Genomic DNA, 24,512 nt, shown 5'->3' with positions numbered 1-24,512 from the left:
GAGATGTGGCGTCGGTCTCCCACCCTGCGCCGTGTGGGAAGATCGCCCGCATGCCGACGCCGTCCGACGCCGCCTCCGAGGCGGGTCTCAGCGGCCTGCTCGGCCTGGCCGCCAGCCGCAGCCCCGACAAGCTGGCCGTCGTCGAGGCCGAGGGCCCGGAGGCCCGCGGCGTCACCTGGGCCGAGCTCGACGACGAGGTCGGGCGCGTCGCCACCGGCCTCGGGGCCGCCGGTGTCGTGGCCGGGCACCGGATCATGCTGGCCCTCGGCAACCGCATCGAGTTCGTGGTCGCCTACCTCGCGGCCCTGCGGGTGCAGGCCGTGGTCGTGCCCGTGAACCCCCGGGGCAGTCGCGACGAGCTGGTGCGCACGCTCGCCGACAGCGGCTCGCGCATGGTGCTCGCCGACGCCGGCTCGGTCACCCGGGTCCGCGAGGCCGTGGCCCGGCTGACCGCGCTGCTCGACGTGCAGGACCCCGCCGACTCCGCCGACCCCACCGGCGACACCTCGCCGCCCGTGCCCCCCGAGGTGCTGGCGCGGGCCCGTCGCCCGCGGGTGGTCGTCGTGGGAGCCACGCTGCGACCGGGCGAGCGGTCCTACGACCACCTGCGGGCCTCCGCGCCCTCGAGGCCCCACCCACCCCTGCGCGACCCCGAGGCCCTCGCCGTGCTGCTCTACACCAGCGGCACCTCCGGCCGCCCGCGCGCCGCGATGCTCAGCCACCGCGCCCTGCGGGCCAACCTCGAGCAGGTCGCGGCGGTGGACCCGCCGATGATCCACGGCGACGACGTCGTGCTCGGCGCCCTCCCGCTCTTCCACGTCTACGGCCTCAACGCCGTGCTCGGCGGGGTGCTGCGCCACCGCGCCAAGCTGGTGCTGGTCGACCGCTTCGATCCGCTCGACGCGCTCGACCTGATCGAGGACCAGGCGTGCAGCGTCGTGCCCGTGGCGCCGCCGGTCTTCGCGGCCTGGCGCCACGACGAGCACCTCGAGGAGCGGCTCGGACCCGTCCGCCTCCTGCTCTCCGGGGCGGCCCCCCTCGCGCCGGAGCTGGTGGAGGAGGTGTTCGGCCGCACCCGGGTGGTCGTGCACCAGGGCTACGGGCTGACCGAGGCCGCGCCGATCGTCACCAGCACGCTGTGCAGCCGGCGCCTCCAGGCCGGCTCGGTCGGCGCCGCCCTGCCCGGCATCGAGCTGCGCCTGGTCGACGAGGCCGGTGGCACGCCGGAGGGCGAGGACCCCGGCGAGATCCACCTGCGCGGCGCCAACCTCTTCAGCGGCTACTGGCCCGACGGCAGCGACGGGCCCGACGCCGAGGGCTGGTGGGCCACGGGCGACGTCGGCTTCCTCGACGCGAGCGGCGACCTCTTCCTCGTCGACCGGGTCAAGGAGGTCGTCATCGTGTCGGGCTTCAACGTCTACCCCGCCGAGGTCGAGGACGTCGTGCGCGAGGTCGTCGGCGTGCGGGAGGCGGCCGTCGTGGCCAGCCCCGACCCCGCCACGGGCGAGACGGTCGTCGCCTACGTGCGCGCGCCCGGGCAGGTGCCCGAGGAGGTCGTGGCCGCGATCCGCTTCCGCTGCGACCTGCGCCTGGCCCGCTTCAAGCGCCCGACCCGCATCGAGGTCGTCGACGCGCTCCCGCTGACGGTGACCGGCAAGGTGCAGAAGGGCGTGCTGCGCGCCGCCGAGCGCCGCCGGGCCGAGGGGTCGGCCCCGTGAGCCCTGCGGCGCCGCGGGTGCGGATCTACTCGCGGCCGGGCTGCCACCTGTGCGAGCAGGCGCGCGAGGTCGTGGCGCAGGTGTGCGCCGAGCTCGGCGAGCAGTTCGAGGAGGTGTGGATCGACGACGACCCCGCCCTCGTCGAGGCGTACGGCGACGAGGTGCCGGTCACGACGGTCGACGGTCGGCGCCACGACTTCTGGCGCGTCGACCCGACCCGGCTGCGGGCCGCGCTCACCCGGGGCTGACCCGCCCGGGGCCGCCGGGGACCGCCCAGGACCGACCCCGTGCGCGTGGGTCATCTCACATGTGCTAGCCCGGGTCGCGCCCGTGCGGCGCGAGGCCCCGCGGCACGGCGCGGGAGAGGCAGCGGGCGGGCCGCGGGAGCGGCGTACGGCCGGTTTGTTCTCCCGTTCACAAACTCCTACAGTGAATTCGCCGCGAAGCGAATCCGGGCTGTCAGGCCCCCGCCGTCCGCGGCTGGGCATGGAGACAGAGCAGTGACCGCACGGACTTCCCCCGAGGCGTCCCGGGACATCCCCGAGGCCACCGTGGCGCGACTCCCCGTGTACCTGCGCGCGCTCACGAGCCTCGTCGAGGCCGGCACCCGCACCTGCTCCAGCGAGGAGCTGGCCGGCGCGGCCGGCGTCAACAGCGCCAAGCTGCGCAAGGACCTGTCCTACCTCGGCTCCTACGGCACGCGCGGCGTCGGCTACGACGTCGACTACCTGCGCTACCAGATCGCCCGCGAGATCGGCGTGGAGCAGGACTGGCCCGTCGTCATCGTCGGCATCGGCAACCTGGGCCACGCGCTGGCGAACTTCTCCGGCTTCCGCAGCCGTGGCTTCCGGGTGGTGGCCCTGCTCGACGCCGACCCGAGCCGCCACGACGAGGTCGTCGCCGGCATCGACGTGCGCCCCTTCGCCGACCTGGAGGCGATCGTGCGCGAGCACGGCGTGGCGATCGGCGTCATCGCGACCCCGGCCGTGGCCGCCCAGGACGTCGCCGACCGCATGGTCGGCTGCGGCATCACCAGCATCCTGAACTTCGCACCGACCGTGCTGTCGGTGCCCACGGGGGTCGACGTGCGCAAGGTCGACCTGTCCATCGAGCTGCAGATCCTCGCCTACCACGAGCAGCGCAAGGCCCAGGGCGAGGCGACGCCCGCGACGACGGGCCCCGGCGACCCGGCTCACCACGAGCTGGTCCGAGAGGAGACGGCATGAGCGTCCTGGTCGTGGGGATCTCCCACAACTCCGCCCCGGTCTCGCTGCTGGAGCAGGTGGCGCTCGACCGCGACGGGGTGGCCAAGCTCGTCCACGACGTCGCCTCGTGCGACCACGTCACCGAGGCCACCGTCATCTCCACCTGCAACCGGCTCGAGGTCTACGCCGACGTCGACCGCTTCCACGGCTCGGTCGAGGAGCTGTCGACGCTGCTGGTCGACCGCGCGGGCGAGGCGACCGAGACGATGCTGCCGCACCTCTACGTGCACTACGACGACGGCGCGGTCTCCCACCTCTTCCAGGTCGCGGCCGGCCTCGACTCGATGGCGGTCGGCGAGGGCCAGATCCTCGGCCAGACCCGCGAGGCGCTGCGCCTGGGCCAGGAGCTCGGCACGGTCGGCACCTCCCTCAACGTGCTCTTCCAGCAGGCCCTGCGCGTCGGCAAGCGCTCGCGCGCCGAGACCGACATCGACCAGGCCGCCCCCTCGCTGGTGACCGCCGCGCTCGCGCGCGCCCGCGACGAGATCGGCGAGGTCGCCGGCCGCCGCGTGCTGGTGCTCGGCGCCGGGGCCATGGCCGGGCTGTCGGTGGCCACGGTGAGCCGACTGGAGGCCGGCGAGGTCGTCGTGCTCAACCGCACCCCCGAGCGCGCCCGCCGCCTGGCCCGCGAGTACGACGCGCGCCCCGCCTCGCTCTCGGAGCTCGGCGCCGAGCTCGCCCACGCCGACGTGGTCGTCACGTGCACCGGCGCCACCGGGGTGCTCGTCACCCGCGACATGGTCGAGGCGGCGCGGCCCGACGGCCGCCCGCTGGTGCTGCTCGACCTCGCGCTGCCCCACGACGTCGACCCCGCGGTGGCCGACCTGCCGGGCGTCACCCTGGTCAACCTCGCCGAGCTGGCCTCCGAGGTGCAGGACTCCGACGCGGGCCTGGAGGTCGCCGCCGTGCGCAGCATCGTGACGCAGGAGGTCGCGGCCTTCCTCACCGCGCGTCGCCAGGCCAGCGTCACCCCGACCGTGGTCGCGCTGCGCTCGATGGCCACCTCGGTCGTCGACGCGGAGATGACCCGGCTGGGCAACCGCCTGCCCGACCTCGACGAGGCGGCGCGCGCCGAGATCCTCCACACGGTGCGCCGGGTGGCCGACAAGCTGCTCCACGAGCCGACCGTGCGCGTGCGCGAGCTGGCCAACGAGGCCGGCGCGGTCTCCTACGCCGCGGCGCTCGCCGAGCTCTTCGCCCTCGACCCCGAGGCGGTCTCGGCCGTGACCCGCCCCGCCGTGCCCGACGACGCCCGCCGGGGCTCGGCGTGAGCGCCCCCGTGCGCGTGGGCACGCGCCGCTCGCTGCTGGCCACCACCCAGGCCGGCACCGTGGCCGACCTGGTCCGTGACCTGCTGGGCCGCGAGGTGGTGCTCGTCGAGGTCACCACCGAGGGCGACCGCAGCCAGGCCGCCGGCACCCCGCTGGTGCAGTCGAGCTCCACCGGGGTCTTCGTCGGCGCCCTGCGCGACGCCCTGCTGCGCGGCGACGTCGACGTGGCCGTCCACTCGCTCAAGGACCTCCCCACCTACCCCGCCGCCGGCATCGCGCTGGTCGCCGTACCCGAGCGCGAGGACCCGCGCGACGTCGTCGTGGGCCGCGACGGGCTGACCCTCGGCGAGCTGCCGGTCGGCAGCCGGGTCGGCACGGGCTCGCCGCGGCGCGCCGCCCAGCTGCACGCGCTCGGCCTCGGTTTGGACGTCGTCGGCGTCCGTGGCAACGTCGACTCGCGCATCGCCAAGGTGCGCGCGGGCGACGTCGACGCCGTCGTCCTGGCGCGGGCCGGGCTGGCCCGGATCCACCGGCTCGAGGAGGTCAGCGAGGTGCTCGACCCGCTGCAGGTGCTGCCCGCCCCCGGGCAGGGCGCGCTGGCCGTGGAGTGCCGCGCCGAGGACCCCCTCGCCACCGACCTGGCCGCGCTCGACCACGCCCCCACCCGGGCCGCGGTCGAGGCGGAGCGCGCCGTCCTGGCCACCCTCGAGGGCGGCTGCTCGGCCCCCATCGGCGCCCTCGCGGACGTCGTCGAGGGCGAGGACGGCGACGAGCTCTGGGTGAGGGCCGTGGCGCTCTCGCTCGACGGAACCCTCTCGGTGCGGAAGTCCGCATCCGGGAGCACCTCCGACGCCGTCGGCGTCGGCACCCGGTTGGCGCAGGAGATGCTCGCCGACGGGGCAGGACAGCTGGACCAGCCAGGCCCAGCCATCGATACCGATCCAGACAGGGACTCATGAGCATGACGCGAGCCAAGTCCAGCCAGACCAGCGCCACGACCAGCCCGAGCCGGGGCTGGGTGTCGTTCGTCGGCAGCGGCCCGGGTGACCCCGACCTGCTGACCGTGCGCGCCGTCGACCTCGTGCGCCAGGCCGACGTGGTCGTCACCGAGTCCCCCGAGCACGTCGCGCTCGTGCGCACGCTGCTCGGCCTGCCCGAGCCCGTGGAGCCGGTCGACGGCGAGCCCGCCCCCGAGCCGGTCGGGCCCGAGATGGTCGACGGCGGCTTCGGCGAGGACGGCCAGCCGCTGACCCACGCCGCGCGCGCCAAGGTCGTCGTCAAGCAGGCCAAGCGCGGTCGCCGCGTGGTGCGCCTCATGACCGGGGACCCCTTCCTCTACGCCTCCGGCCCCGAGGAGGCGCAGGCCTGCGCCAAGGCCGGCCTCGGCTTCGAGATCGTGCCGGGCGTCTCCTCGGTCAGCGCCGTGCCCGCCTACGCCGGCATCCCGCTGACCACCAAGGACCACCGCGAGGTCGCCGTGGTCACGTGCGACGCCAGCGTCGACTGGAGCCAGTACGCCGACGACCGCACCCTCGTGCTGCTCTCCGGCGTCGGCATGATCGGCGAGATCAGCAAGGCCCTGATGGCCGCCGGTCGCCCGGCCTCGACGCCGGTCGCCATGACCCGCGTCGGCACGACCACGACCCAGTCGACGGTCTGCTCGACGCTGGAGCACATCGCCGCCGACGCACGCGCCGCCCGGATGAGCCCGCCGGCCGTCACGGTCATCGGCAAGGTCGTCGACCTGCGCGAGACGCTGTCGTGGTTCGAGACCAAGCCGCTCTTCGGCTGGCGCGTGCTCGTGCCGCGCACCAAGGACCAGGCCGGCGTCCTCTCCACCCGGCTGCGCGGCTACGGCGCGGTGCCCGAGGAGGTCCCGACGATCTCGGTGGAGCCGCCGCGCAACCCGCTGCAGATGGACAAGGCCGTGCGCGGCCTGGTCGAGGGCCGCTACGAGTGGATCGCCTTCACCTCGGTCAACGCCGTCAAGGCCGTGCGCGAGAAGTTCGAGGAGTACGGCCTCGACGCCCGCGCCTTCTCCGGGCTGAAGATCGCCGCGGTCGGCGACAAGACCGCGGCCGCGATCGCGGCCTGGGGCCTGAGGGCCGACCTGGTGCCCTCCGGTGAGCAGTCGGCCGCCGGCCTGCTGGCCGACTGGCCCGAGTACGACGACGTCCTCGACCCGATCAACCGGGTCTTCCTGCCCCGCGCCGACATCGCCACCGAGAACCTCGTGGCCGGCCTGATCGACCTGGGCTGGGAGTGCGACGACGTCACGGCCTACCGCACGGTGCGCGCGACACCGCCGCCGGCGCCGACCCGCGACGCCATCAAGACCGGCAAGTTCGACGCCGTGGTCTTCACCTCCTCCTCCACGGTGCGCAACCTGGTCGGCATCGCCGGCAAGCCGCACCCCTCCACGGTGATCGGCGTCATCGGCCCCGCCACGGCCAAGACCGCCGAGGAGCACGGGCTGCGCGTCGACGTGATGTCGCCCAAGCCCGACGTCGAGGAGCTGGTCGACGCGCTGGCCGACTTCGGCGCCGCGCGCCGGGCCGCCATGGTGGAGCAGGGCCAGGCCGTCACGCGGCCCTCCGACCGCAAGCCGTCGGCGCGCTCGCGCAAGGTCCGCGCGGAGTGAGCCCGGCTGCGCCCGGGGGCCCGACGGACCCCGTCGTCCACCCGCCGGTGGCCGGACCGACCATCCGGCCCCGGCGGCTGCGCACGACGCCGGCCCTGCGCCGCATGGTCGCGGAGACCTCCCTGGAGCCGCGCCAGCTCGTGCTGCCGCTCTTCGTGCGCGAGGGGCTCTCCGAGCCCGTGCCGATCTCCTCGATGCCCGGCGTCGTGCAGCACTCGCGCTCGAGCCTGCTCGGCGCGGTCGCCGAGGCCGCCGAGCTCGGCCTGGGCGGGGTGATGCTCTTCGGCGTGCCCGAGCACAAGGACGCCACCGGATCGGGTGCGCTCGACCCCGCGGGGATCCTCAACCTGGCCATCACCGACGTGGTGGGCGAGGTGGGCGACGCCCTGACCGTCATGAGCGACCTGTGCCTCGACGAGTTCACCGACCACGGCCACTGCGGGGTGCTCACCCCCGACGGGCGCGTCGACAACGACCGCACGCTGGCGATCTACGCCGAGATGGCGCGCGCCCAGGCCCACGCCGGCGTCGACATGGTCGGCCCCAGCGGCATGATGGACGGCCAGGTGCGGGTCATCCGCGAGGCGCTCGACGCCGCCGAGCACACCGACGTGTCGATCCTGGCCTACTCCACGAAGTACGCCTCCGCCTTCTACGGCCCCTTCCGCGAGGCCGTGGACTCCTCGCTGCAGGGTGACCGGCGCACCTACCAGCAGGACGGCGCCAACGCCCGCGAGGGCGTGCGGGAGGCGCTCCTCGACGTCGAGGAGGGCGCCGACATGGTGATGGTGAAGCCGGCGCTGGCCTACCTCGACGTGCTGCGCCAGGTGCGCGACGCCGTGCGGGTGCCGGTGGCGGCCTACAACATCTCGGGGGAGTACTCCATGGTCGAGGCGGCCGCCGCGCGCGGCTGGATCGACCGCGAGCCCGCGATCCTGGAGACGCTGACCTCGATCCGGCGCGCCGGCGCCGACGTGGTGCTCACCTACTGGGCCGCCGAGGCGGCCCGGCTGCTGCGCCGCTGACCTCGTGCCCGGGCCGGCCCCGCCGGTGGGGCAGGGGTCGGACCGGGGGCCGAGCGGGCCCCGGGCACGGTCAGGGCGTCGTGTAGTCCTCGACGCACTGGTCGAACTTGTCGGTGCTGCTCAGCGGGTTGTCGAGCAGGCCCTCGAGGGTGCACTGCACGATCGCCTGGGCCACGGTGAGGACGTCGTCGACGGGCTCGACGCCGGTCTCGGGCAGGTCGGGGAGGTCGGGCACCGGCAGCTGCGGGCCGTTGCCGCCCCCACCGGGGTTGGTGGGGTTGGTCGGGCCGGTGGGCCCGCCGTCGCCCTTCGGCGGGGTGGTGGGAGCCGGGTCCTCGGCCTGCGGGGTCGAGTCGACCTGGGGCTGCTGCGGCTGCGCCTGCGGCTGGCCGCCGCCCTGGCTGGGGCCGCGGGCCGGCGGCGGCTTCGGCGGGGTGTAGTCGGGGTCGGGCATGATCACGCCGGCCGCGGTGGTCGAGCTCGGCACCGAGGTGTAGTCGCCGTCGGTGTAGGCGTCCATGATCGACAGCACGAGCTGCACGTAGTCGTCGGAGCGGTTGTAGCGGAAGACCGAGGCCTCCTGGCCCGCGGTGGTCGACAGGTCGTCGCTGCCGGAGCAGAGGTAGACCGCCGTGCCGAGCGCGGCGTCGTCGACGTCCTGCGGGTCGCGCCGACCGTCGCCGTCGGCGTCGACGCCGACCGAGCGCCAGGTGGACGGGATGAACTGCATCGGGCCGACGGCGCGGTCCCACTGCGTGTCGTTGTCCAGCTCGCCGGCGTCGGTGTCGGAGATGGCCTCGGTGTTGTTGCGCCCGTTGAGGGCGATGCCGTAGATCCCGGGCTGGGCGACGCCGTCGGCGTCGAGGGTGTTGCCGGCGTACTGGCCGTGGTTGGACTCGACGCGACCGATGGCCGCGACCAGCTGCCAGGGCAGGTTGCAGGACTTGTCGGCGGCGTTGATGACGGTCTCGGCGCGCTGGTAGGCGGCGAGCGCGGCCGACGGGATGCCGGAGCTGGAGGCGGTGGAGACGGCCTGCTGGGCGCGGCGGCCGTCGAGGCCGTCGGCGAGCCCGGCGAGGGAGCCGCCGCCGGAGACCGAGGCCGGCGCCTCGATGGCCTGCGCCGGCACGGTCGAGCCGTCGGGCAGGGAGGTGGGGTCGGCGAGCTCGGCCGACACGGGGACGGTGGTGGCCGCGGGGCCGACCAGAGAGGCGGTCCAGGCCGCCGACACGAGCGCGAGCGGGACCAGGGCGGTCATGCTCTTGACGCGTGCGGTCTTCTTCGCTGCCATGCTTCTCGTCTCCCGGTGGTGTCGCTCGTCGTGCTCCCTCAAGCACCTGTGACGGACCTAACGGAGGATGTCACGTCCAGGTTACGGACCGGTAGGAATCCCAGGATCCGTCGCGTGGGTCACATTCTCCGTCCGCCCGGGCAGCCTCCCCGGCCCGGTCGGCCCGCAAACGCCCCCTTCGGCGTGCCGCGGAGGTGTCCGGCAGGTGGTTCGGTGTGCTCCCGGTCACGGCTTGGTCGCCCCGGGGCCCGCCGCGACTTCGTGTCGTTGGCGCCGCGAGGGATGATGAGGACGTGAGTCCCGCACCCACCGACGCCCACCCGCCCGCACCGCCCACGGCCTCCGGAGAGCTCTTCGCCCGGGCCCACGCGGTGACCCCCGGTGGTGTGAACTCCCCGGTGCGCGCCTTCAACGCCGTCGGAGGCACCCCCCGCTTCATCCGCTCGGCCAGCGGGGCCTGGCTCACCGACGTCGACGGCAACGACTACGTCGACCTCATCTGCTCCTGGGGCCCGATGCTGCTGGGCCACGCCCACCCCGAGGTGATGGCGCAGGTGCAGGCCGCGGTGGCGCGCGGCACGTCGTACGGCACCCCGACCGAGCCCGAGGTCCTGCTGGCCGAGGAGATCGTCGCGCGCACGCCGGTCGACAAGGTCCGCTTCGTCTCCTCCGGCACCGAGGCCACCATGTCGGCCATCCGGCTGGCCCGCGGCTTCACCGGTCGCGACGTCGTCGTGAAGTTCGCCGGGTGCTACCACGGCCACGTCGACGCCCTGCTGGCCTCGGCCGGCTCGGGTCTCGCCACCTTCGCCGTGCCGGGCACCCCCGGCGTGCCGGCCTCCTCGACCGAGCTGACGCTGGTGCTGCCCTACAACGACCGGGCGGCGGTGGAGAAGGTCTTCGCCGAGCACGGCGACCGCATCGCCTGCCTGGTCACCGAGGCCTCGCCGGGCAACATGGGCGTGGTGCCCCCCGAGCCGGGCTTCAACCGCTTCCTGGCCGAGACCTGCACCCGCCACGGCGCGCTCTTCGTGAGCGACGAGGTGATGACCGGCTTCCGCGTGACCCGCGAGGGCCAGTGGGGCCTCGACGGCAAGGCCGAGGGCTGGCGCCCTGACCTGATCACCTTCGGCAAGGTGATGGGCGGGGGCTTCCCGGCGGCGGCCTTCGGGGGTCGAGCCGACGTGATGTCGCAGCTCTCGCCCGAGGGGCCGGTCTACCAGGCCGGCACCCTGTCGGGCAACCCGGTCGCGACCACGGCCGGTCTGGCCACGCTGCGCCTGGCCACCGACGAGGTCTACGCCCACATCGGCGCCGCCGCCGAGACGATCAAGGTCGCGGCCGCCGAGGCGCTGACGACGGTCGGCCTGCCGCACGTCGTGCAGGCCACCGGCACGATGTTCTCGGTGTTCCTCACCGAGGGCCCGGTCCGCGACTTCGAGGACGCCTCGCGCACCGACGCCCCCGCCTACGCCGCCTTCTTCCACGCGATGCTCGAGCGCGGCGTCTACCTCCCGCCGTCGGCCTACGAGGCGTGGTTCCTCTCCGCCGCCCACGACGACCGCGCCGTGCAGACCGTGCTCGACGCCCTGCCCCACGCCGCCCGTGCGGCCGCCGCCGCGAGGAGCGTCGCATGAGCAGCCCCGACACGATCGTCCACCTGATGCGCCACGGCGAGGTGCACAACCCCGAGGGCGTGCTCTACGGACGCCGCGACGGCTTCCACCTCTCCGCGCTCGGGGTGCGGATGGCCGAGAAGGTCGCCGACACGATCAAGGACCGCGACATCGTCCACCTGCGGGTCTCGCCGCTGGAGCGGGCCCAGGAGACGGCGCAGCCGCTGGCGCAGGCCCGCGGCCTCGACGTCGTCACCGACCCGCGGGTCATCGAGTCGACCAACAAGTTCGAGGGCGAGCAGTTCGGGGCGGGCAGGAACGCCCTGCGCAACCCCGCGACGTGGCGCCACCTGTGGAACCCCTGGAAGCCGTCCTGGGGCGAGCCCTACACCGACATCGTCGCGCGGATGATGTCGGCGGTCCACGACGCGCGGATCGCCGCGGCCGGTCACGAGGCGGTCGTGGTCTCCCACCAGCTGCCCATCTGGACCACCCGGCTGGCCGCGGAGAAGCGCTCCTTCCTCCACCACCCCAAGAGCCGCACCTGCACGCTGTGCTCGCTGACCTCGCTGCACTTCGTCGGCGACCGGCTGACCCAGGTCTCCTACTCCGAGCCCGCCGGCGACCTGATCCCGGTCGGCGACCGGTCGGCGCCCTTCTCCGCCGGCGGCACCACGGAGGAGTCGAAGCCGTCATGACCCCTCGCGCGCGCCGGCTCACGGCCGGCCTGGCCCTGGCCTGCTCGGTGGTGCTCGGCACCGCGGGCTGCTCGTCGCTGCGCGGCACCGACGACGGGGTCACCTACATCCAGGGCGGGGGCGCGGTCTCCGAGTACGCCCCCGACGAGCGCGAGGACCCCGTGGTGCTGCGCGACCAGCCCACGACCACGGGCGGCACGGTCAGCATCGAGCCGGGCACCGTGACGGTGGTCAACGTGTGGTGGAGCGGCTGCGGGCCCTGCCGCACCGAGATGCCGCTGCTGACCGAGGCCGACCGCGAGCTCGGCGACAGCGTCGACTTCGTCGGCATCAACATCCGCGACACCAGCGCCACGCAGGCGGCGACCTTCGAGCGGGCGCGCGGCGTCGACTACCCCTCGATCTACGCCCCCGACGGGCGGGCGCTGCTGGCCTTCTCGGGCTCGGTCGCGCCCCAGACGATGCCCTCCACCGCGGTGCTCGACACCGAGGGCCGGGTGGCCGCGGTGATCAGCGGCGAGATCCCGAGCAAGCAGACCCTCCTCGACGTGGTCGAGACGGTCGTCGAGGAGGGCTGAGGCGTGGGTGACTGGTTCGGCCAGACGGCCTTCTCCGGCTCGCTGCTGCTCGCCGTCCCGGTGGCGGTCATCGCGGGGCTGGTCTCGTTCTTCTCGCCCTGCGTGCTGCCGCTGCTTCCCGGCTACCTCTCCTACGCCACGGGGCTCTCGGGCGCCGACATCGCCAGCGGCGACGTGCGCCGCGGGCGCATGCTCGCGGGCGCGGTGCTCTTCGTGCTCGGCTTCTCGGTGGTGTTCGTGCTCATCGGCATGGCCAGCGGCTCGGTCGGGGGCTGGCTGATCGTCAACCAGCGGCTGCTCGAGGTCGTGCTGGGCGTGGTCACCATCGTGCTGGGCCTGGCCTTCCTCGGGCTGGTGCCCTTCCTGGCCCGCGACCTGCGGGTGCACAAGGTGCCCGCGGTCGGCCTGGCCGCCGCACCGGTGCTGGGCTTCCTCTTCGGCGTCGGCTGGGCGCCCTGCATGGGCCCGACCCTGGGCGTCATCTTCACCCTCGCCTTCAACGAGGGCACGGCCGCCCGCGGGGGCCTGCTGATGGGGCTCTACTCCCTCGGCCTGGGCCTGCCCTTCATCGTCGCCGCGCTCGTGTGGCGCCGGGCGCTCGGCGCGCTGGCCTTCGTGCGCCGCCACCAGCAGGTCGTCACCCGCATCGGCGGCGGCATGCTGCTGCTGGTGGGCGTGCTCCTGCTCACCGGTGCCTGGGGCGAGATGGTCGCCTGGCTCCAGATCCACCTCGTCTCGGGCTACCAGGTGAGCGTGTGAGCACCGCGACGAAGGAGCGCGCCTCCGGCGCCACGCCCCCGCCGCGGCGGGCCGGCGAGCTGACCCTGGGCGAGCTGCTGCGCTTCGGCTGGCGCCAGCTCACCTCGATGCGCACCGCGCTCATCCTCCTGCTGGTGCTGGCCCTGGCCGCCGTACCGGGCTCGATCGTGCCGCAGGAGGGCGTCGACGCGCTCAAGACGTCGAACTGGAAGGACGCCCACCCCACGCTCACGCCGATCTACGAGCGGCTGAGCCTCTTCGACGTCTACGGCTCGCCGTGGTTCGCGGCGATCTACATCCTGCTGATGATCTCGCTCATCGGCTGCATCATCCCGCGCACGTTCCACTACTGGCGCGGCCTGCGCGCCGTGCCGCCGGCGGCCCCGCGCAACCTGACCCGGCTGCCCGACAGCACCAGCTACACCACCGACGAGGACGTCGCCGAGGTCGAGGAGCGCGCCCGGCGCCTGCTGGCCAAGCGGGGCTACCGCGTGCGCCCGGCCCGCGACGGCGAGGACGCCGTGAGCGCCGAGCGCGGCTACCTGCGCGAGGCCGGCAACCTGGTCTTCCACCTCTCGGTGGTGGTGGTGCTGGTCGGCTTCGCCGTGGGCAGCCTGCTGGGCTACAAGGGCGGCGTGATCCTGCTCGTCGGCGACGACGCCGGCTTCACCAACCGGCTCACGCAGTACGACGACTTCGTGCCCGGCACCCTCTTCGGGGCCGACCAGCTCGACGACTTCGCCTTCGACGTCGACTCCTTCGACGTGGACTGGCTCGACAGCGGCCCGGCCCAGGGCCAGGCCCGCGGCTTCGTCAGCCACGTCTCCTACGTCGAGGGCCTCGACGACGCCCCCACCGAGTACGACCTGCGCGTCAACCACCCGCTGCAGATCGACGACACCGAGATCTTCCTCATCGGCCACGGCTACGCCCCCGTCATCACGGTGCGCGACGGCGAGGGCAACGAGGTCTACAGCGGGCCGACGATCTTCCTGCCGCAGAGCCCCGACTTCCTGTCCTTCGGCGTGGTCAAGGCCGCCGACGCCCAGCCGGGGCAGATCGGCCTGGAGGGGTTGTTCTACCCCACCTTCATCAACGTGGAGGGCGACCCGGTCAACGTCATGGGCGAGGCCAACAACCCCACGCTGTCGATGCAGGTCTACACCGGCGACCTCGGCCTCGACCAGGGCCAGTCGCAGTCGGTCTACGTGCTCGACAAGGCCGACGCCGAGCTGGTCACCAAGGCCGACGGCTCGCCCTTCCGCCTCGACCTGCAGGAGGGCCAGACCGAGACCCTGCCCGACGGGCTGGGCACGGTGACCTTCGAGGGCCTCGAGCGGTGGAACCGCATCCAGATCAGCCAGACCCCCGGCAAGGAGGTCGCCCTCATCGGCGTCTGCCTGGCCCTGCTCGGCCTGCTCGGCTCCCTCTTCATCCGCCCGCGTCGCGTCTGGCTGCGGGCGCGTCGCGAGGGGGGGAGCACACTGGTCGAGGTGGCCGCGCTCGACCGCTCCGGCGGCGGCGACGTGGGCGTCGTGCTCCAGCAGCTGGTCGCCGACCTCCGTCCCGGGGCCACCCCCGGCCACACCCCCGGTGCCGACGGCGCCGGACCCGCAACCACCGAGGAGAAGACGTCGTGAGCGACAGTGCATGGGAGGCCCTGAGCAACCAGGCCGTGGCCGCCGCAGGTCTGGTCTACTTCCTGGCCCTGCTGGCCCACCTGGTCGAGTGGAGCGCGCTGCGCAAGGTGCCCGTGGAGGCCGGCGCGCGGGAGACCGCGACGGTCGGCGCGGGCGGCCCGGCCGCCCCGGCGTACGGCGCGAGCGCCGAGCCGGCCGCGGGGTCCGAGGGCCCCGACCACGAGCACCGCATCGACCTCTTCGGGCGCATCGGCTTCTCGCTGACCGTGGTCGCGGGCCTGGTGCACGCCGTCTCGCTGCTCGCGCGCGGGATGGCCGCCGACCCCAACCGGGTGCCGTGGGGCAACATGTACGAGTTCACGCTCTCGGGCACCTTCGTGGTGACCCTGCTCTACGTCGTGATGCGCCGGCGCCTCGGGCTGAGCTGGATGGCCCCGCTGGTCGTCGGCTTCGTGCTCGTGCTGCTCATGGTCGACGTCATCTGGCTCTACGCCCCGGTCTCCCCGCTCACCGAGGCGCTGAACTCGCCCTGGCTGGTCATCCACGTGGTCTCGGCCGTGATCGCGACCGGCGCCTTCAGCCTGGGCGGCATCTGCTCGGTGCTCTACCTGCTCAAGGAGCGCTCGATCACCAAGGGCCGCGAGTCGTCCACCGGCTACCTCTCGCGGGTGCCGTCGCTGGCCGTGCTCGACCGGGTGTCCTACCGCCTGCACGCCTTCGCGTTCCCGGTGTGGACCTTCGCGGTGCTCATCACCGGCCCGATCTGGGCCCACCAGGCCTGGTCGAACTACTGGAACTGGGACCCCAAGGAGGTGTGGGCGTTCATCACCTGGGTCGTCTACGCCGCCTACCTCCACGCCCGCTCCACGGCCGGCTGGAAGGGCCGCAACGCCGCCTACCTCGCGCTGCTCGGCACCGCCACCCTGTGGTTCAACTTCATCGGGATCAACTTCTTCTCCACGACCTCCCAGCACAGCTACGCCGCCCCGGAGCCGGCCCCCGTGGTCGCCGAGGCGCCGGTCCTGGCCGGCGGGGCCTGACCCCCTGCGGTCCGCCCTGACGGGCGGCACCCGCGCGAGCGCCCGTGGGGCGGCTCAGGAGGTCGCGGCTCAGGTGGTCGCGGGCGGGTTGTCCGGGTCGTCGGGGTGCAGCCGCTTGCGGTCGAGGTCGCGCAGGAAGTCCTCGTCGTCGTCGGGAGCGACGATGCGGGGCTTGGGCTTGGGGCCCTTGGGTGCGGGCCGCGACGGCCGCGCCGAGGGGCGCTGCGGGCCCTGCTCGAGCAGGCCGCGGCGCTGGATGACGCGGATCGTGAGGTACGTCGCGAGGGCGAAGACGGCGATCACCAGCAGGAACTTGAGCACCCCTCCAGCGTAGGTGCCCGGTGGTCACCGGGCCCGCGACCGCGAGCGGTCGCCTCGGGGCCGGTGCCGGGCGCGGGCTACCCTGGGGGCGTGAAGGAGTTCGTCGTCTACACCGCCCTGCGCCTGGTGCTCTTCGCGGCGTCGCTGGCCGTCGTCATGGGCGTGTGGCTCAGCGTCGCCGGTCAGGCCAACCTGCTGTGGTCCTTCGTGCTCGCCTTCGTCATCAGCGGCATCGGCTCCTACTTCCTGCTCAACGGCCCGCGCGAGGCCTTCGCCCGGCGCGTCGACGAGCGGGCCCGCCGCGCGGCCAGCCGCTTCGAGGAGCTCAAGGCGCGCGAGGACGCCGAGGACGCCGAGGACGAGCAGCGGCGCAGCGACGCCGGCGAGGCGCCCCGCGCCTGATCCGGCGCCCACGTCCCACCTCGCGCGCGGCCGACCCGGCCGGCGCCCGCGAGGCCGGGGCTCAGCGCTTGCGGCGGTCGATCGAGCGCTGCACGCGGCTCTCGGACTGCCCGAGCACCTTCGCCATCAGCGGCACCCGGAACTTCCAGGCGGCGACGGCGGCGACCACGACGAGGACGAAGATCAGGAAACCCATGCCGCCAGCGTAGGTCGGGCCAGGTCAGGCCCGGTCTGCCCGGTGGCGCCGGGTCAGGCGAGGACGAGCAGCGGCACGGCGGTGAGCACGGCCCAGGCCAGCTCGCCGGCCCCGGTCGAGGCCAGCACGGGGATCAGGCCCGGGCCGACGGCCCCGCCGAGCACGGTGCGCACCCCGCGGGCGGCCACGACGAGGAAGCCGAGACCGAGCAGCGCCCACCAGGTGGTGAGCGCGGCGAGCGCCACGACGGCCAGGGCCGCGAGCCCCACGAGCCCGACGTAGAGCTGGCGGGTGCGGCGCTCGCCGAGCTTGACCGCGAGGGTGCGCTTGCCGGCGAGGGTGTCGGAGGGGATGTCGCGCAGGTTGTTGACGACGAGGATGGCGCAGGCCAGGGCACCGATGCCGACGGCGGCGGCGAGCGCCGCGGCGAGGTCGCCGGCCGCCAGCGACGCGGTCTGCACGTAGGTCGTGCCGACGACGGCGACGAGGCCGAAGAAGACGAAGACCATGACCTCGCCCAGGCCGAGGTAGCCGTAGGGGTTCGAGCCGCCGGTGTAGTACCAGGCGGCCACGATGCTGACCAATCCGACCGCGACGAGCCACCAGGCGGTGGTGGCCGCGAGCACCAGCCCGGCGACCCCGGCCACGCCGAAGGCGAGGAAGGCGGCCCGCTTGACCGCGGCGGCGGGCGCCGCGCCCGACCCGACCAGCCGCATCGGCCCGACCCGGTCGTCGTCGGTGCCGCGGATGCCGTCGGAGTAGTCGTTGGCGTAGTTGACCGCGACCTGCAGCGCCAGGCTCACCACGAGGGCGAGCACGGCCTTCCACCACACCGCCTCGTCGACGAAGGCGGCGACGCCCGTGCCGGCGAGCACCGGGGAGACGGCGGCGGGCAGGGTGCGCGGGCGCGCGCCGGCGATCCAGTCGGAGGGGGTGGCCACCGGAGGATTCAACCAGCCGCGGCCCGCGCGACCGCTCAGCGGGCGGGGTCGAGGTCGTGGCGCACCAGGAAGCGCTGCGCGGCCCGGGCCGAGGGGTGCAGGGCGGCGGCTGCGGCCACGGCGATGGCGGCGATGGCCAGCCAGCCCAGGGTGCCGACCTCCAGGGCGAGGAAGGTGTAGAGGGCGGGGGCGCCGATGTAGCCCAGCTGGCGGCCCAGGTTGCGGGCGCCCTGGTACTCCCCGCGCCGGTCGGGGTCGGAGAGCTCGGAGTCGAAGGACCAGCTCGCGGCCGAGAGGTAGAGCTCGGCGCCGGTCACGGTGACGTGGCCCAGCCAGATCAGCGTGATGGTGACCCAGCCGACGGTCTCGTGGGTGACCAGGGTGATCACGCACGACACGACGAAGAAGAGGCTGCTGAAGCGGGCCGCCCGCAGGGCGGTGCTCACGTCGCGCACCCCCCGCGCGGCCCGCATGGGCAGGAAGATGCACATCACCGTGTTCGTGGCGAAGAGCAGCGCCAGCAGCACGCGCGGCGCGTCGGTCTCCTCCACCAGCCAGAGGGGGATGACCAGGTGCAGCAGCACCTGGTTGGTGTCGAGCACCCCGCCGAAGAACGACGTGGCCAGGAAGCCGCGGTTGCGCAGCGCGCCGGGCACCGTCCCGCCGGGCCCGGTCGCCCGGGCGTCGGAGGGGGCGGGTGCCACCGGCTCCGGGTCCTCGAGGGCGGCCTCGACCGCCTCGACGAGCGGGTCGGGGTGGTGCTGGTGCGAGGTGGCCGGCAGCCGAGTGATCCACCAGGCGTTGGCCGCCACGAGCACCGCGGTCAGCCAGGGCAGGGCGCGGATGACCGAGTCGTCCTCGAAGGCCAGGGCGATCCCGCCCAGCGCGGCGCCGAGGGTGAAGCCCAGGTTGAGCGCGGAGTACATGTAGGCCTGTGATTGCACCCGCTCCGCGCGCGGCAGCAGGTCGAGCACGTAGGCGCCGCGCCCGGCGTTGCCGGCCCCGTTGACGACCTCCAGCACGACGCTCATCGCCAGGAAGGCGGTGAAGCCGTCGATGAAGGGCCACACGGCGTACATGAGGGCGGTGCCGAGGGCGCCCAGCGCCCAGGTGCGCTGGGGGCCCAGCCGGTCGGCGAGGCGCCCGGCCGGCACGGCGACGAGCATCGAGACCACCCCGGCCACGGTGATGCCCAGGCCCACCTGGGCGGCGGAGAGCCCCACGACCTGGGTGAAGAAGACGGCGCTCGCGGTGAGGAAGGTGCCGTCGCCGATGGCGTAGAGCACCGACTGCACCGAGAGCCGTCCGGCCAGCGGGGTGGGCGGGGCGGCCTTCCGGGCTCCCGCCCGGGCGACGTCGACCAGGGTGCTCACGCCCCGCAGTGGATCACGCCTGGCTAGGGTCGGTCGCGTGGATATCGGCGGCACGACCCGCGAGGTGGTCGACTCCCTGCGCGGCTGGCTGGCCGGCGCGCCCGAGCCCGAGCCGCTGGTCGTCACGACGTCGGGGTCGACGGGGCGGCCCAAGCGCGTGGCCCTCTCGCGCCGCGCGGTGCTCGCCTCCGTGCAGGCCACCGAGCGACGACTCGGCTCCTCGGGCGCCTGGCTGCTGGCGCTGCCCGCCTCCTACGTCGCGGGCGTGCAGGTCGTGTGCCGCTCGCTGGTCGCGGGCCACGACCCCGTGCTGCTCGAGGAGCACGACGGCTTCGCCGCGGCCACCGCCGAGCTCGTGCGCCGCGGACCCTTCGCCCTCGGCGCCGCCGAGCGCGGCGACCGCTTCGTCTCCCTGGTGCCCACCCAGCTGCACCGCCTGCTCGGCGACCCCGACGACGTCTGGGCCCTGCGCAGCTACCACACCGTGCTGCTCGGGGGCGGCCCGCTCGACCCGGCCCTGCGCGACCGCGCCGAGACCGCCGGGGTGCGCGTGGTGGCGACGTACGGCTCGGCGGAGACCGCGGGCGGCTGCGTCTACGACGGGGTGCCCCTCGACGGCGTCGCGCTGGCGCTGGGGCGCGACGGGCGGGTCCGGCTCGGCGGGCCGACGCTCTTCGAGGGCTACGACGGCGACCCCGACCTGACCCGCGAGGTGCTGGTCGACGGGTGGTTCCTCACCTCCGACGCCGGCCGCCTCGACGACGACGGCCGGCTCGAGGTGCTCGGGCGCCTCGACGACGTGGTCGTGAGCGGCGGGGTCAACGTGCCGGCGCCCGCGGTGGCGGCCCGGCTGCGCGAGCACCCCGACGTGGTGGCGGCCGAGGTGCTCGGCGTGCCCGACGAGGAGTGGGGCCACCGGCTCGTCGCCTTCGTCGTCGGACCGCTCGACCTCGACGCCGCCCGCGCGTGGGTGGCGGGCGCGCACCCGCGCGCATGGGCGCCGCGCCAGCTCGTGGGCCTCGACGACCTGCCGATGCTGGCCAACGGCAAGCCCGACCGGCTGCGGCTGCGCGCGCTGGTCGAGGCGGGCGGGTCGGCGTGAGGCACGTCTGGTCGGTGCCGATGACCACCCGCTTCCGCGGCATCACCGTGCGCGAGGGCGTGCTGCTGCGCGGGGCCGGCGACGGCGACCCGGGGCGGGCCGGCTGGGGGGAGTGGAGCCCGTTCCTGGAGTACGACGCGGCCGTCGCCGAGCCCTGGCTGCGCTGCGCCGAGGAGGCGGCCGCCGGCGACTGGCCGGAGCCGGTGCGCACCGAGGTGCCGGTCAACGTGACGGTGCCCGTGGTCGACCCCGAGCGGGCCCACGCGCTGGTGCTGCGCGGCGGCTGCCGCACCGCCAAGGTCAAGGTCGCCGACCCCGGCTCGAGCCTGGCCGAGGACCAGGCCCGGCTCGAGGCCGTGCGCGACGCCCTGGGGCCGAGCGGTCACGTGCGCATCGACGTCAACGGCCTGTGGAGCCTCGAGGAGGCCCTCGCCGCGATCCCGGTGCTCGACCGCGCCGCCGGCGGCCTGGAGTACGTCGAGCAGCCCTGCGCCTCGGTCGAGGACCTGGCCCGCGTGCGCCGCGGGGTCGACGTGCCGGTCGCGGCCGACGAGTCGATCCGCCGGGCGGCCGACCCCTACCGCGTGCGCGACCTAGAGGCCGCCGACGTGGCGGTGCTCAAGGTGCAGCCCCTCGGCGGGGTGCGGGCGTGCCTGCGCATCGCCGAGGACATCGGCCTGCCCGTCGTGGTGTCCTCGGCGCTGGAGACCTCGGTGGGCATCGCCGCCGGTCTCGCGCTGGCCGCGGCGCTGCCGGAGCTGCCGCACGCCTGCGGCCTGTCCACCGTGCAGCTGCTCACCGGCGACCTCGTCGCCGACCCCCTGGTGCCCGTCGACGGGGTGCTGCGGGTGCCGGGCACGCCCGGGGTGCCCGGCACCGTGGTCGACGAGGACGCGCTCGCGCGGTGGGCGGCGCCGCCGGAGCGGGTGGCGCACTGGGAGGCGCGCCTGGCCGAGGTCAGGGCCCTGCGGCAGGATCGACGTCCGTGAGCACCCACGCCGAGCCCACCGGGCCCACCGGGCCCACCGGGCCCACCGAGACCACCGAGCCGCCCTCGGCCCTGCTGGCGCGCGCGGTGGTGACGGCCCTCCTGGCGCACGGCGTGCGCGACGTGGTGGTCGCCCCCGGGTCGCGCAACGCCCCGCTGTCCTTCGCCGTCCACGACGCGGCGACCGCGGGGCTGCTGCGTCTCCACACCCGCGTCGACGAGCGGTCGGCGGCCTTCCTCGCACTGGGGCTGACCCGGGCCGGGGCCCGGGCGGCGGTGGTGTGCACGTCGGGCACGGCCGTGGCCAACCTGCACCCTGCGGTGCTGGAGGCCGCCCACTCCGGCCAGCCCCTCGTCGTCGTCACCGCCGACCGCCCGGCCCGGCTGCGCGGCACCGACGCCAACCAGACCACCGACCAGGTGGGCATCTTCGGCGCCCTGGTCGCGACCCACGACCTGGCCGGTCCCGACGACGTCCCCGTGCTCGACGACCCGTGGGGCCCGGTGCACCTCGACGTCCAGCTCGACGACCCGCTGCTTCCGGCCGCGCCGTGGCGGCCGGGCGTCGTGCCGGGGGAGCGCCCCGCGCGGGTGCGCCCCGCCGGGGTCGACCGCATCCCGCTCGGCCCGCGCACCGTGGTCGTCGCCGGCGACGACGCCGGCCCGCCCGCCCGCCAGCTCGCCGAGCGCGCCGGCTGGCCGCTGCTGGCCGAGCCCTCCAGCGGCTCGCGCACCGGCACCCACGCGCTGCGCTGCTACCGGCTGCTGCTCGACACCGACCTCGCCCGCAGCGTCGAGCGCGTCGTCGTGGTCGGTCACCCCACGCTGTCGCGTCCGGTGATGCGCCTGCTCGGCCGCGACGACGTCGAGGTGTGGGCCACCCCGGGCCGCGGCGCCTGGCCCGCGCGGCCCTACCGCGTCGACCGCCCGCTGGGCGGCGGCCGCTTCGAGCTGGTCGACCCCGCCGCCCCGGTGGGGCCCGGCGCCGCTGACCCGGCCGCCGAGGCCGCGGCGGGGCCGGTGCGCACGGCGTGGCTCGAGGCGTGGCTCGAGGCCGACCGCGCGGTCGCCCGGCGCCTCGACGCGCTCGTGGCCGCGGAGCCGGGGCTCACGGCGTACGCCGTGGCGGGGGCCGTCGTGCGGGCCACGCCGCCCGGCGGGCTGCTCGTCGTCGGGCCCTCCAACCCGGTGCGCGACCTCGACCTCATGCAGACCGGCTTCGGGGTCGGCGCCCGCCGCTTGGTGGCCGCCAACCGCGGCCTGGCCGGCATCGACGGCATGGTCTCGACCGCGATCGGCGCCGCGCTGGGCCGTCCGCACAGCACCCGGGCGATCGCCCTGCTGGGCGACGTCACCTTCCTCCACGACAGCAACGGCCTGGTGCTGGGACCCGACGAGCCCCGGCCCGACCTGACCCTGGTGGTGGTCAACGACGACGGCGGGTCGATCTTCGCCACGCTCGAGCAGGGCGCCCCCGAGCACGCCGACCGCTTCGAGCGGCTCTTCGGCACCCCGCACGGCGTCGACCTCGCCGCCCTCTGCGCGGCGACCCGCACCCCCCACTGGCGGGTGGAGAGCCTGCCCGAGCTCGAGCAGGCGCTCGCCTCGCCCGCCGGCGGGATCGAGGTCGTCGAGGTGCGCGTGCCCCGCCAGGACCGCCGCGAGGTCGACGCCCGGATCCGCGGCCTGGCCGCGGACTGACGCCACCGGCCGCCACCGGGGGATGATGGGGCGGTGGAGATCGCCCTGCTGCTGTGTGGACTCGCCGTCGGCGTGCTGGTGTGCACGGCGCTGGCCGACCGGCTCGAGGTGCCGGCGCCCTTCCTGCTGATCGCGGTGGGGGTGGCGGCCTCCTACGTGCCGCAGGTGCCCCAGGTCTACCTCGACCACGACGTCGTGCTCCTCGGCCTGCTCCCGCCGCTGCTCTACGCCGCGGCCCAGCAGACCTCGCTGGTCGACTTCAACGCCAACCGCCGACCGATCCTGCTGCTCTCGGTCGGGCTCGTCGTCTTCACCGCCGCCGGCGTGGCCTGCGTCGTACGGCTCTTCCTGCCCGACCTGCCGTGGGCCCTGGCCCTGGCCATCGGAGCGGTCGTGGCCCCGCCCGACGCGGTCGCCGCCACCGCCATCGGGCGCCGGATCGGTCTGCCCCGGCGGGTGGTCACGATCCTCGAGGGCGAGTCGCTCTTCAACGACGCCACCGCGCTGGTCTTCCTGCGCACGGCCCTGGCCGTCGCGGCGGGCAGCGGCCTCGACGCCGGCGGGGTCGCGCTCGACTTCGTGCTCGCCGCGGGCGGCGGGGCCCTGGTCGGCCTGGCCTTCTTCGTCGTGGTCGGCAAGGTGCGCCGGCGCATCACCGACCCGGTCATCGACTCGGCGATGTCGCTGGTCGTGCCCTTCGCGGCGTACGTGCTGGCCGAGGAGATCCACGCCTCGGGCGTGATCTCCGTCGTGGTGGCCGGCCTGCTGCTGGGCCACAAGGCGCCGGTGCTGCAGACCGCGCAGTCGCGCATCGCGGAGCGGCTCAACTGGCGCACCATCGCCTTCGTCCTGGAGAACGCCGTCTTCCTGCTCATCGGGCTCCAGGCGTGGTGGATCGTCGAGGGTGCGGTCGACTCCGACATCGGGCTGGGGCGCATCGCGGCGGTCTGCGGGGCGACGCTGGCCGCGGTGATCGTGCTGCGGCTGCTGTGGGTCTTCCCGGCGCGCTACCTGCTGGTGCGCCCCGGGCCCGACCCCGACCTCGGCCAGGACGCGCCGTGGACCTACACCTTCGTGCTCGGCTGGGCCGGCATGCGCGGGGTCGTGACGCTCGCGGCCGCCTTCGTCGTCCCGGAGGGCACGCCCTACCGCGAGGTGCTCCTGCTCATCGCCTTCACCGTGGTGGCCGGCACCCTCTTCGTGCAGGGGCTGACGCTGCCGATGGTGGCCCGCCGGCTGCGGGTGCCCTCGCCCGACCCCGCCGAGGACGCGCTCGCCCGCGCGACCCTGCTCCAGCAGGCCTCCAAGGCGGCGCTGGAGGAGCTCGACCGGCTGGAGTACGACGACCGGCACGGCGCCGTCGACCTCATCCGCCAGCGCCTCGACCAGCGCAACTTCGCCGCCTGGGAGCGCCTGGCCACCGTCGGCGACCAGGAGTCGCCCAGCGACCTCTACTCCCGCGCGCGCCGGGCCATGATCGGTGCGGAGCGCCGCCGGGTGCTGGAGATCCGCAGCGGCGGCACGGTGCCCGCGGAGGTCGTGGCCGACGTGCTGGCCATGCTCGACGTCGAGGAGTCGATGCTCGACGTGGCCAGCGAGGAGCGCGAGGAGCTGCGCGCCACCGCCGTCGGCCGCCGCCTGGGCGAGGTGTGCGCCGACCTGGAGCGCTTCCCGGCGGTCCTCACGGCCCAGGACCCGGTGTGCGCGCGCTGCCTGGAGGACGGCACGACCTGGGTGGCGCTGCGCCAGTGCCTGGAGTGCGGCCACGTCGGCTGCTGCGACTCCTCACCGCAGCAGCACGCCACCGTGCACTTCCACGAGACCACCCACGCGGTGATGCAGTCGGCGGAGGAGGACGAGAGCTGGCGCTGGTGCTACGTGCACCACCTCACCGGCTGAGCGTGCGGTGCCCGGGCCTGCGAGAGCCGGACCCGGGACGGCCGGGC

23 protein-coding genes are annotated in these 24,512 nt (G+C 74.8%); 18 read left to right on the top strand and 5 right to left on the bottom strand.

What is annotated here, in order from left to right; all coding sequences use genetic code 11:
- Positions 1–50: 50 nt before the first annotated feature.
- The 7 genes from M3673_RS06755 to hemB all read left to right on the top strand — a co-directional run bounded on the left by M3673_RS06755 (position 51) and on the right by hemB (position 7,920).
- Positions 51–1,718, top strand: a complete 1,668-nt coding sequence (locus M3673_RS06755; protein ID WP_251532646.1) for a class I adenylate-forming enzyme family protein — start codon at positions 51–53, stop codon at positions 1,716–1,718.
- On the top strand, positions 1,715–1,966 hold the full coding sequence (locus M3673_RS06750) for a glutaredoxin family protein (protein ID WP_251532645.1): 252 nt from the start codon (positions 1,715–1,717) through the stop codon (positions 1,964–1,966). Before M3673_RS06755 ends, M3673_RS06750 begins: the two co-directional genes overlap by 4 nt.
- Before the next feature lie 252 nt (positions 1,967–2,218).
- Entirely contained in the window at positions 2,219–2,944 is a 726-nt protein-coding gene (locus M3673_RS06745; protein WP_193661960.1) for a redox-sensing transcriptional repressor Rex, read from the top strand.
- Positions 2,941–4,254 carry a glutamyl-tRNA reductase gene (locus M3673_RS06740; RefSeq protein ID WP_193661961.1) on the top strand — a complete coding sequence of 438 codons (1,314 nt, stop codon included), beginning with the start codon at positions 2,941–2,943 and terminating at the stop codon, positions 4,252–4,254. The genes M3673_RS06745 and M3673_RS06740 overlap by 4 nt, the downstream gene beginning before the upstream one ends.
- Positions 4,251–5,213, top strand: coding sequence for a hydroxymethylbilane synthase (hemC, locus tag M3673_RS06735; RefSeq protein WP_056864849.1), 963 nt, complete (start codon positions 4,251–4,253; stop codon positions 5,211–5,213). Before M3673_RS06740 ends, hemC begins: the two co-directional genes overlap by 4 nt.
- 2 nt (positions 5,214–5,215) lie before the next feature.
- Positions 5,216–6,895: a uroporphyrinogen-III synthase gene (locus M3673_RS06730; RefSeq protein ID WP_251532794.1), complete on the top strand. Its 1,680-nt coding sequence runs from the start codon at positions 5,216–5,218 to the stop codon at positions 6,893–6,895.
- A 47-nt stretch (positions 6,896–6,942) separates the two neighbouring features.
- A complete protein-coding gene (gene hemB / locus M3673_RS06725; RefSeq protein WP_193661962.1) occupies positions 6,943–7,920 on the top strand; it encodes a porphobilinogen synthase in 978 nt (325 codons plus the stop codon).
- A gap of 70 nt (positions 7,921–7,990) precedes the next feature.
- Here hemB and M3673_RS06720 read toward each other — a convergent pair whose 3' ends face one another.
- Positions 7,991–9,211: a lytic murein transglycosylase gene (locus M3673_RS06720; RefSeq protein ID WP_251532644.1), complete on the bottom strand. Its 1,221-nt coding sequence runs from the start codon at positions 9,209–9,211 to the stop codon at positions 7,991–7,993.
- 293 nt (positions 9,212–9,504) lie between these two features.
- Between M3673_RS06720 and hemL the strand changes: the two genes are divergently transcribed.
- The 6 genes from hemL to ccsB are packed head-to-tail and all read left to right on the top strand — an operon-like array spanning position 9,505 to position 15,542.
- A complete protein-coding gene (gene hemL / locus M3673_RS06715) occupies positions 9,505–10,848 on the top strand; it encodes a glutamate-1-semialdehyde 2,1-aminomutase (RefSeq protein ID WP_193661964.1) in 1,344 nt (447 codons plus the stop codon).
- Positions 10,845–11,525, top strand: coding sequence for a histidine phosphatase family protein (locus M3673_RS06710; protein ID WP_056864845.1), 681 nt, complete (start codon positions 10,845–10,847; stop codon positions 11,523–11,525). The genes hemL and M3673_RS06710 overlap by 4 nt, the downstream gene beginning before the upstream one ends.
- Positions 11,522–12,103 carry a TlpA disulfide reductase family protein gene (locus M3673_RS06705; protein ID WP_193661965.1) on the top strand — a complete coding sequence of 194 codons (582 nt, stop codon included), beginning with the start codon at positions 11,522–11,524 and terminating at the stop codon, positions 12,101–12,103. The genes M3673_RS06710 and M3673_RS06705 overlap by 4 nt, the downstream gene beginning before the upstream one ends.
- Positions 12,104–12,106: 3 nt before the next feature.
- Entirely contained in the window at positions 12,107–12,862 is a 756-nt protein-coding gene (locus M3673_RS06700) for a cytochrome c biogenesis CcdA family protein (RefSeq protein ID WP_056864843.1), read from the top strand.
- Positions 12,859–14,502 (top strand): cytochrome c biogenesis protein ResB, encoded by a 1,644-nt coding sequence (locus tag M3673_RS06695; protein WP_228942714.1) that lies wholly within the window; start codon positions 12,859–12,861, stop codon positions 14,500–14,502. The genes M3673_RS06700 and M3673_RS06695 overlap by 4 nt, the downstream gene beginning before the upstream one ends.
- Positions 14,499–15,542 (top strand): c-type cytochrome biogenesis protein CcsB, encoded by a 1,044-nt coding sequence (gene ccsB, locus M3673_RS06690; RefSeq protein ID WP_056864842.1) that lies wholly within the window; start codon positions 14,499–14,501, stop codon positions 15,540–15,542. Before M3673_RS06695 ends, ccsB begins: the two co-directional genes overlap by 4 nt.
- A gap of 69 nt (positions 15,543–15,611) precedes the next feature.
- Here ccsB and M3673_RS06685 read toward each other — a convergent pair whose 3' ends face one another.
- Entirely contained in the window at positions 15,612–15,863 is a 252-nt protein-coding gene (locus M3673_RS06685) for a hypothetical protein (RefSeq protein ID WP_193661967.1), read from the bottom strand.
- Between the two features lie 90 nt (positions 15,864–15,953).
- Here M3673_RS06685 and M3673_RS06680 point away from each other — a divergent pair, with 90 nt between their 5' ends.
- Positions 15,954–16,265, top strand: coding sequence for a DUF4229 domain-containing protein (locus M3673_RS06680; RefSeq protein WP_251532643.1), 312 nt, complete (start codon positions 15,954–15,956; stop codon positions 16,263–16,265).
- Positions 16,266–16,326: 61 nt separating this feature from the next.
- Here M3673_RS06680 and M3673_RS19135 read toward each other — a convergent pair whose 3' ends face one another.
- Genes M3673_RS19135 through M3673_RS06670 form a run of 3 tightly spaced genes read right to left on the bottom strand, consistent with a single transcriptional unit; the run spans position 16,327 to position 18,775 of the window.
- Entirely contained in the window at positions 16,327–16,461 is a 135-nt protein-coding gene (locus M3673_RS19135) for a hypothetical protein (protein ID WP_264674774.1), read from the bottom strand.
- 53 nt (positions 16,462–16,514) lie between these two features.
- Entirely contained in the window at positions 16,515–17,402 is an 888-nt protein-coding gene (locus M3673_RS06675) for a 1,4-dihydroxy-2-naphthoate polyprenyltransferase (RefSeq protein ID WP_251532642.1), read from the bottom strand.
- 35 nt (positions 17,403–17,437) lie between these two features.
- Positions 17,438–18,775, bottom strand: a complete 1,338-nt coding sequence (locus M3673_RS06670) for an MFS transporter (RefSeq protein WP_251532641.1) — start codon at positions 18,773–18,775, stop codon at positions 17,438–17,440.
- A gap of 37 nt (positions 18,776–18,812) precedes the next feature.
- On the opposite strand from M3673_RS06670, the gene M3673_RS06665 reads away from it, so the two are divergent.
- From M3673_RS06665 to M3673_RS06650, 4 genes are read left to right on the top strand one after another with little or no spacing between them, the layout of a single operon-like run.
- On the top strand, positions 18,813–19,877 hold the full coding sequence (locus M3673_RS06665) for an AMP-binding protein (protein WP_251532640.1): 1,065 nt from the start codon (positions 18,813–18,815) through the stop codon (positions 19,875–19,877).
- Positions 19,874–20,866 (top strand): o-succinylbenzoate synthase, encoded by a 993-nt coding sequence (locus tag M3673_RS06660; protein ID WP_251532639.1) that lies wholly within the window; start codon positions 19,874–19,876, stop codon positions 20,864–20,866. The genes M3673_RS06665 and M3673_RS06660 overlap by 4 nt, the downstream gene beginning before the upstream one ends.
- Positions 20,863–22,566: a 2-succinyl-5-enolpyruvyl-6-hydroxy-3-cyclohexene-1-carboxylic-acid synthase gene (menD, locus tag M3673_RS06655; RefSeq protein ID WP_308196106.1), complete on the top strand. Its 1,704-nt coding sequence runs from the start codon at positions 20,863–20,865 to the stop codon at positions 22,564–22,566. Before M3673_RS06660 ends, menD begins: the two co-directional genes overlap by 4 nt.
- A 33-nt stretch (positions 22,567–22,599) precedes the next feature.
- Entirely contained in the window at positions 22,600–24,465 is a 1,866-nt protein-coding gene (locus tag M3673_RS06650) for a Na+/H+ antiporter (protein WP_193661971.1), read from the top strand.
- The last annotated feature ends 47 nt before the right edge of the window (positions 24,466–24,512 follow it).

Source organism: Nocardioides sp. P86, assembly GCF_023712465.1.
Taxonomy (GTDB): Bacteria; Actinomycetota; Actinomycetes; order Propionibacteriales; family Nocardioidaceae; genus Nocardioides; species Nocardioides kribbensis.
This window is presented reverse-complemented; position numbering and strand designations above follow the sequence as displayed.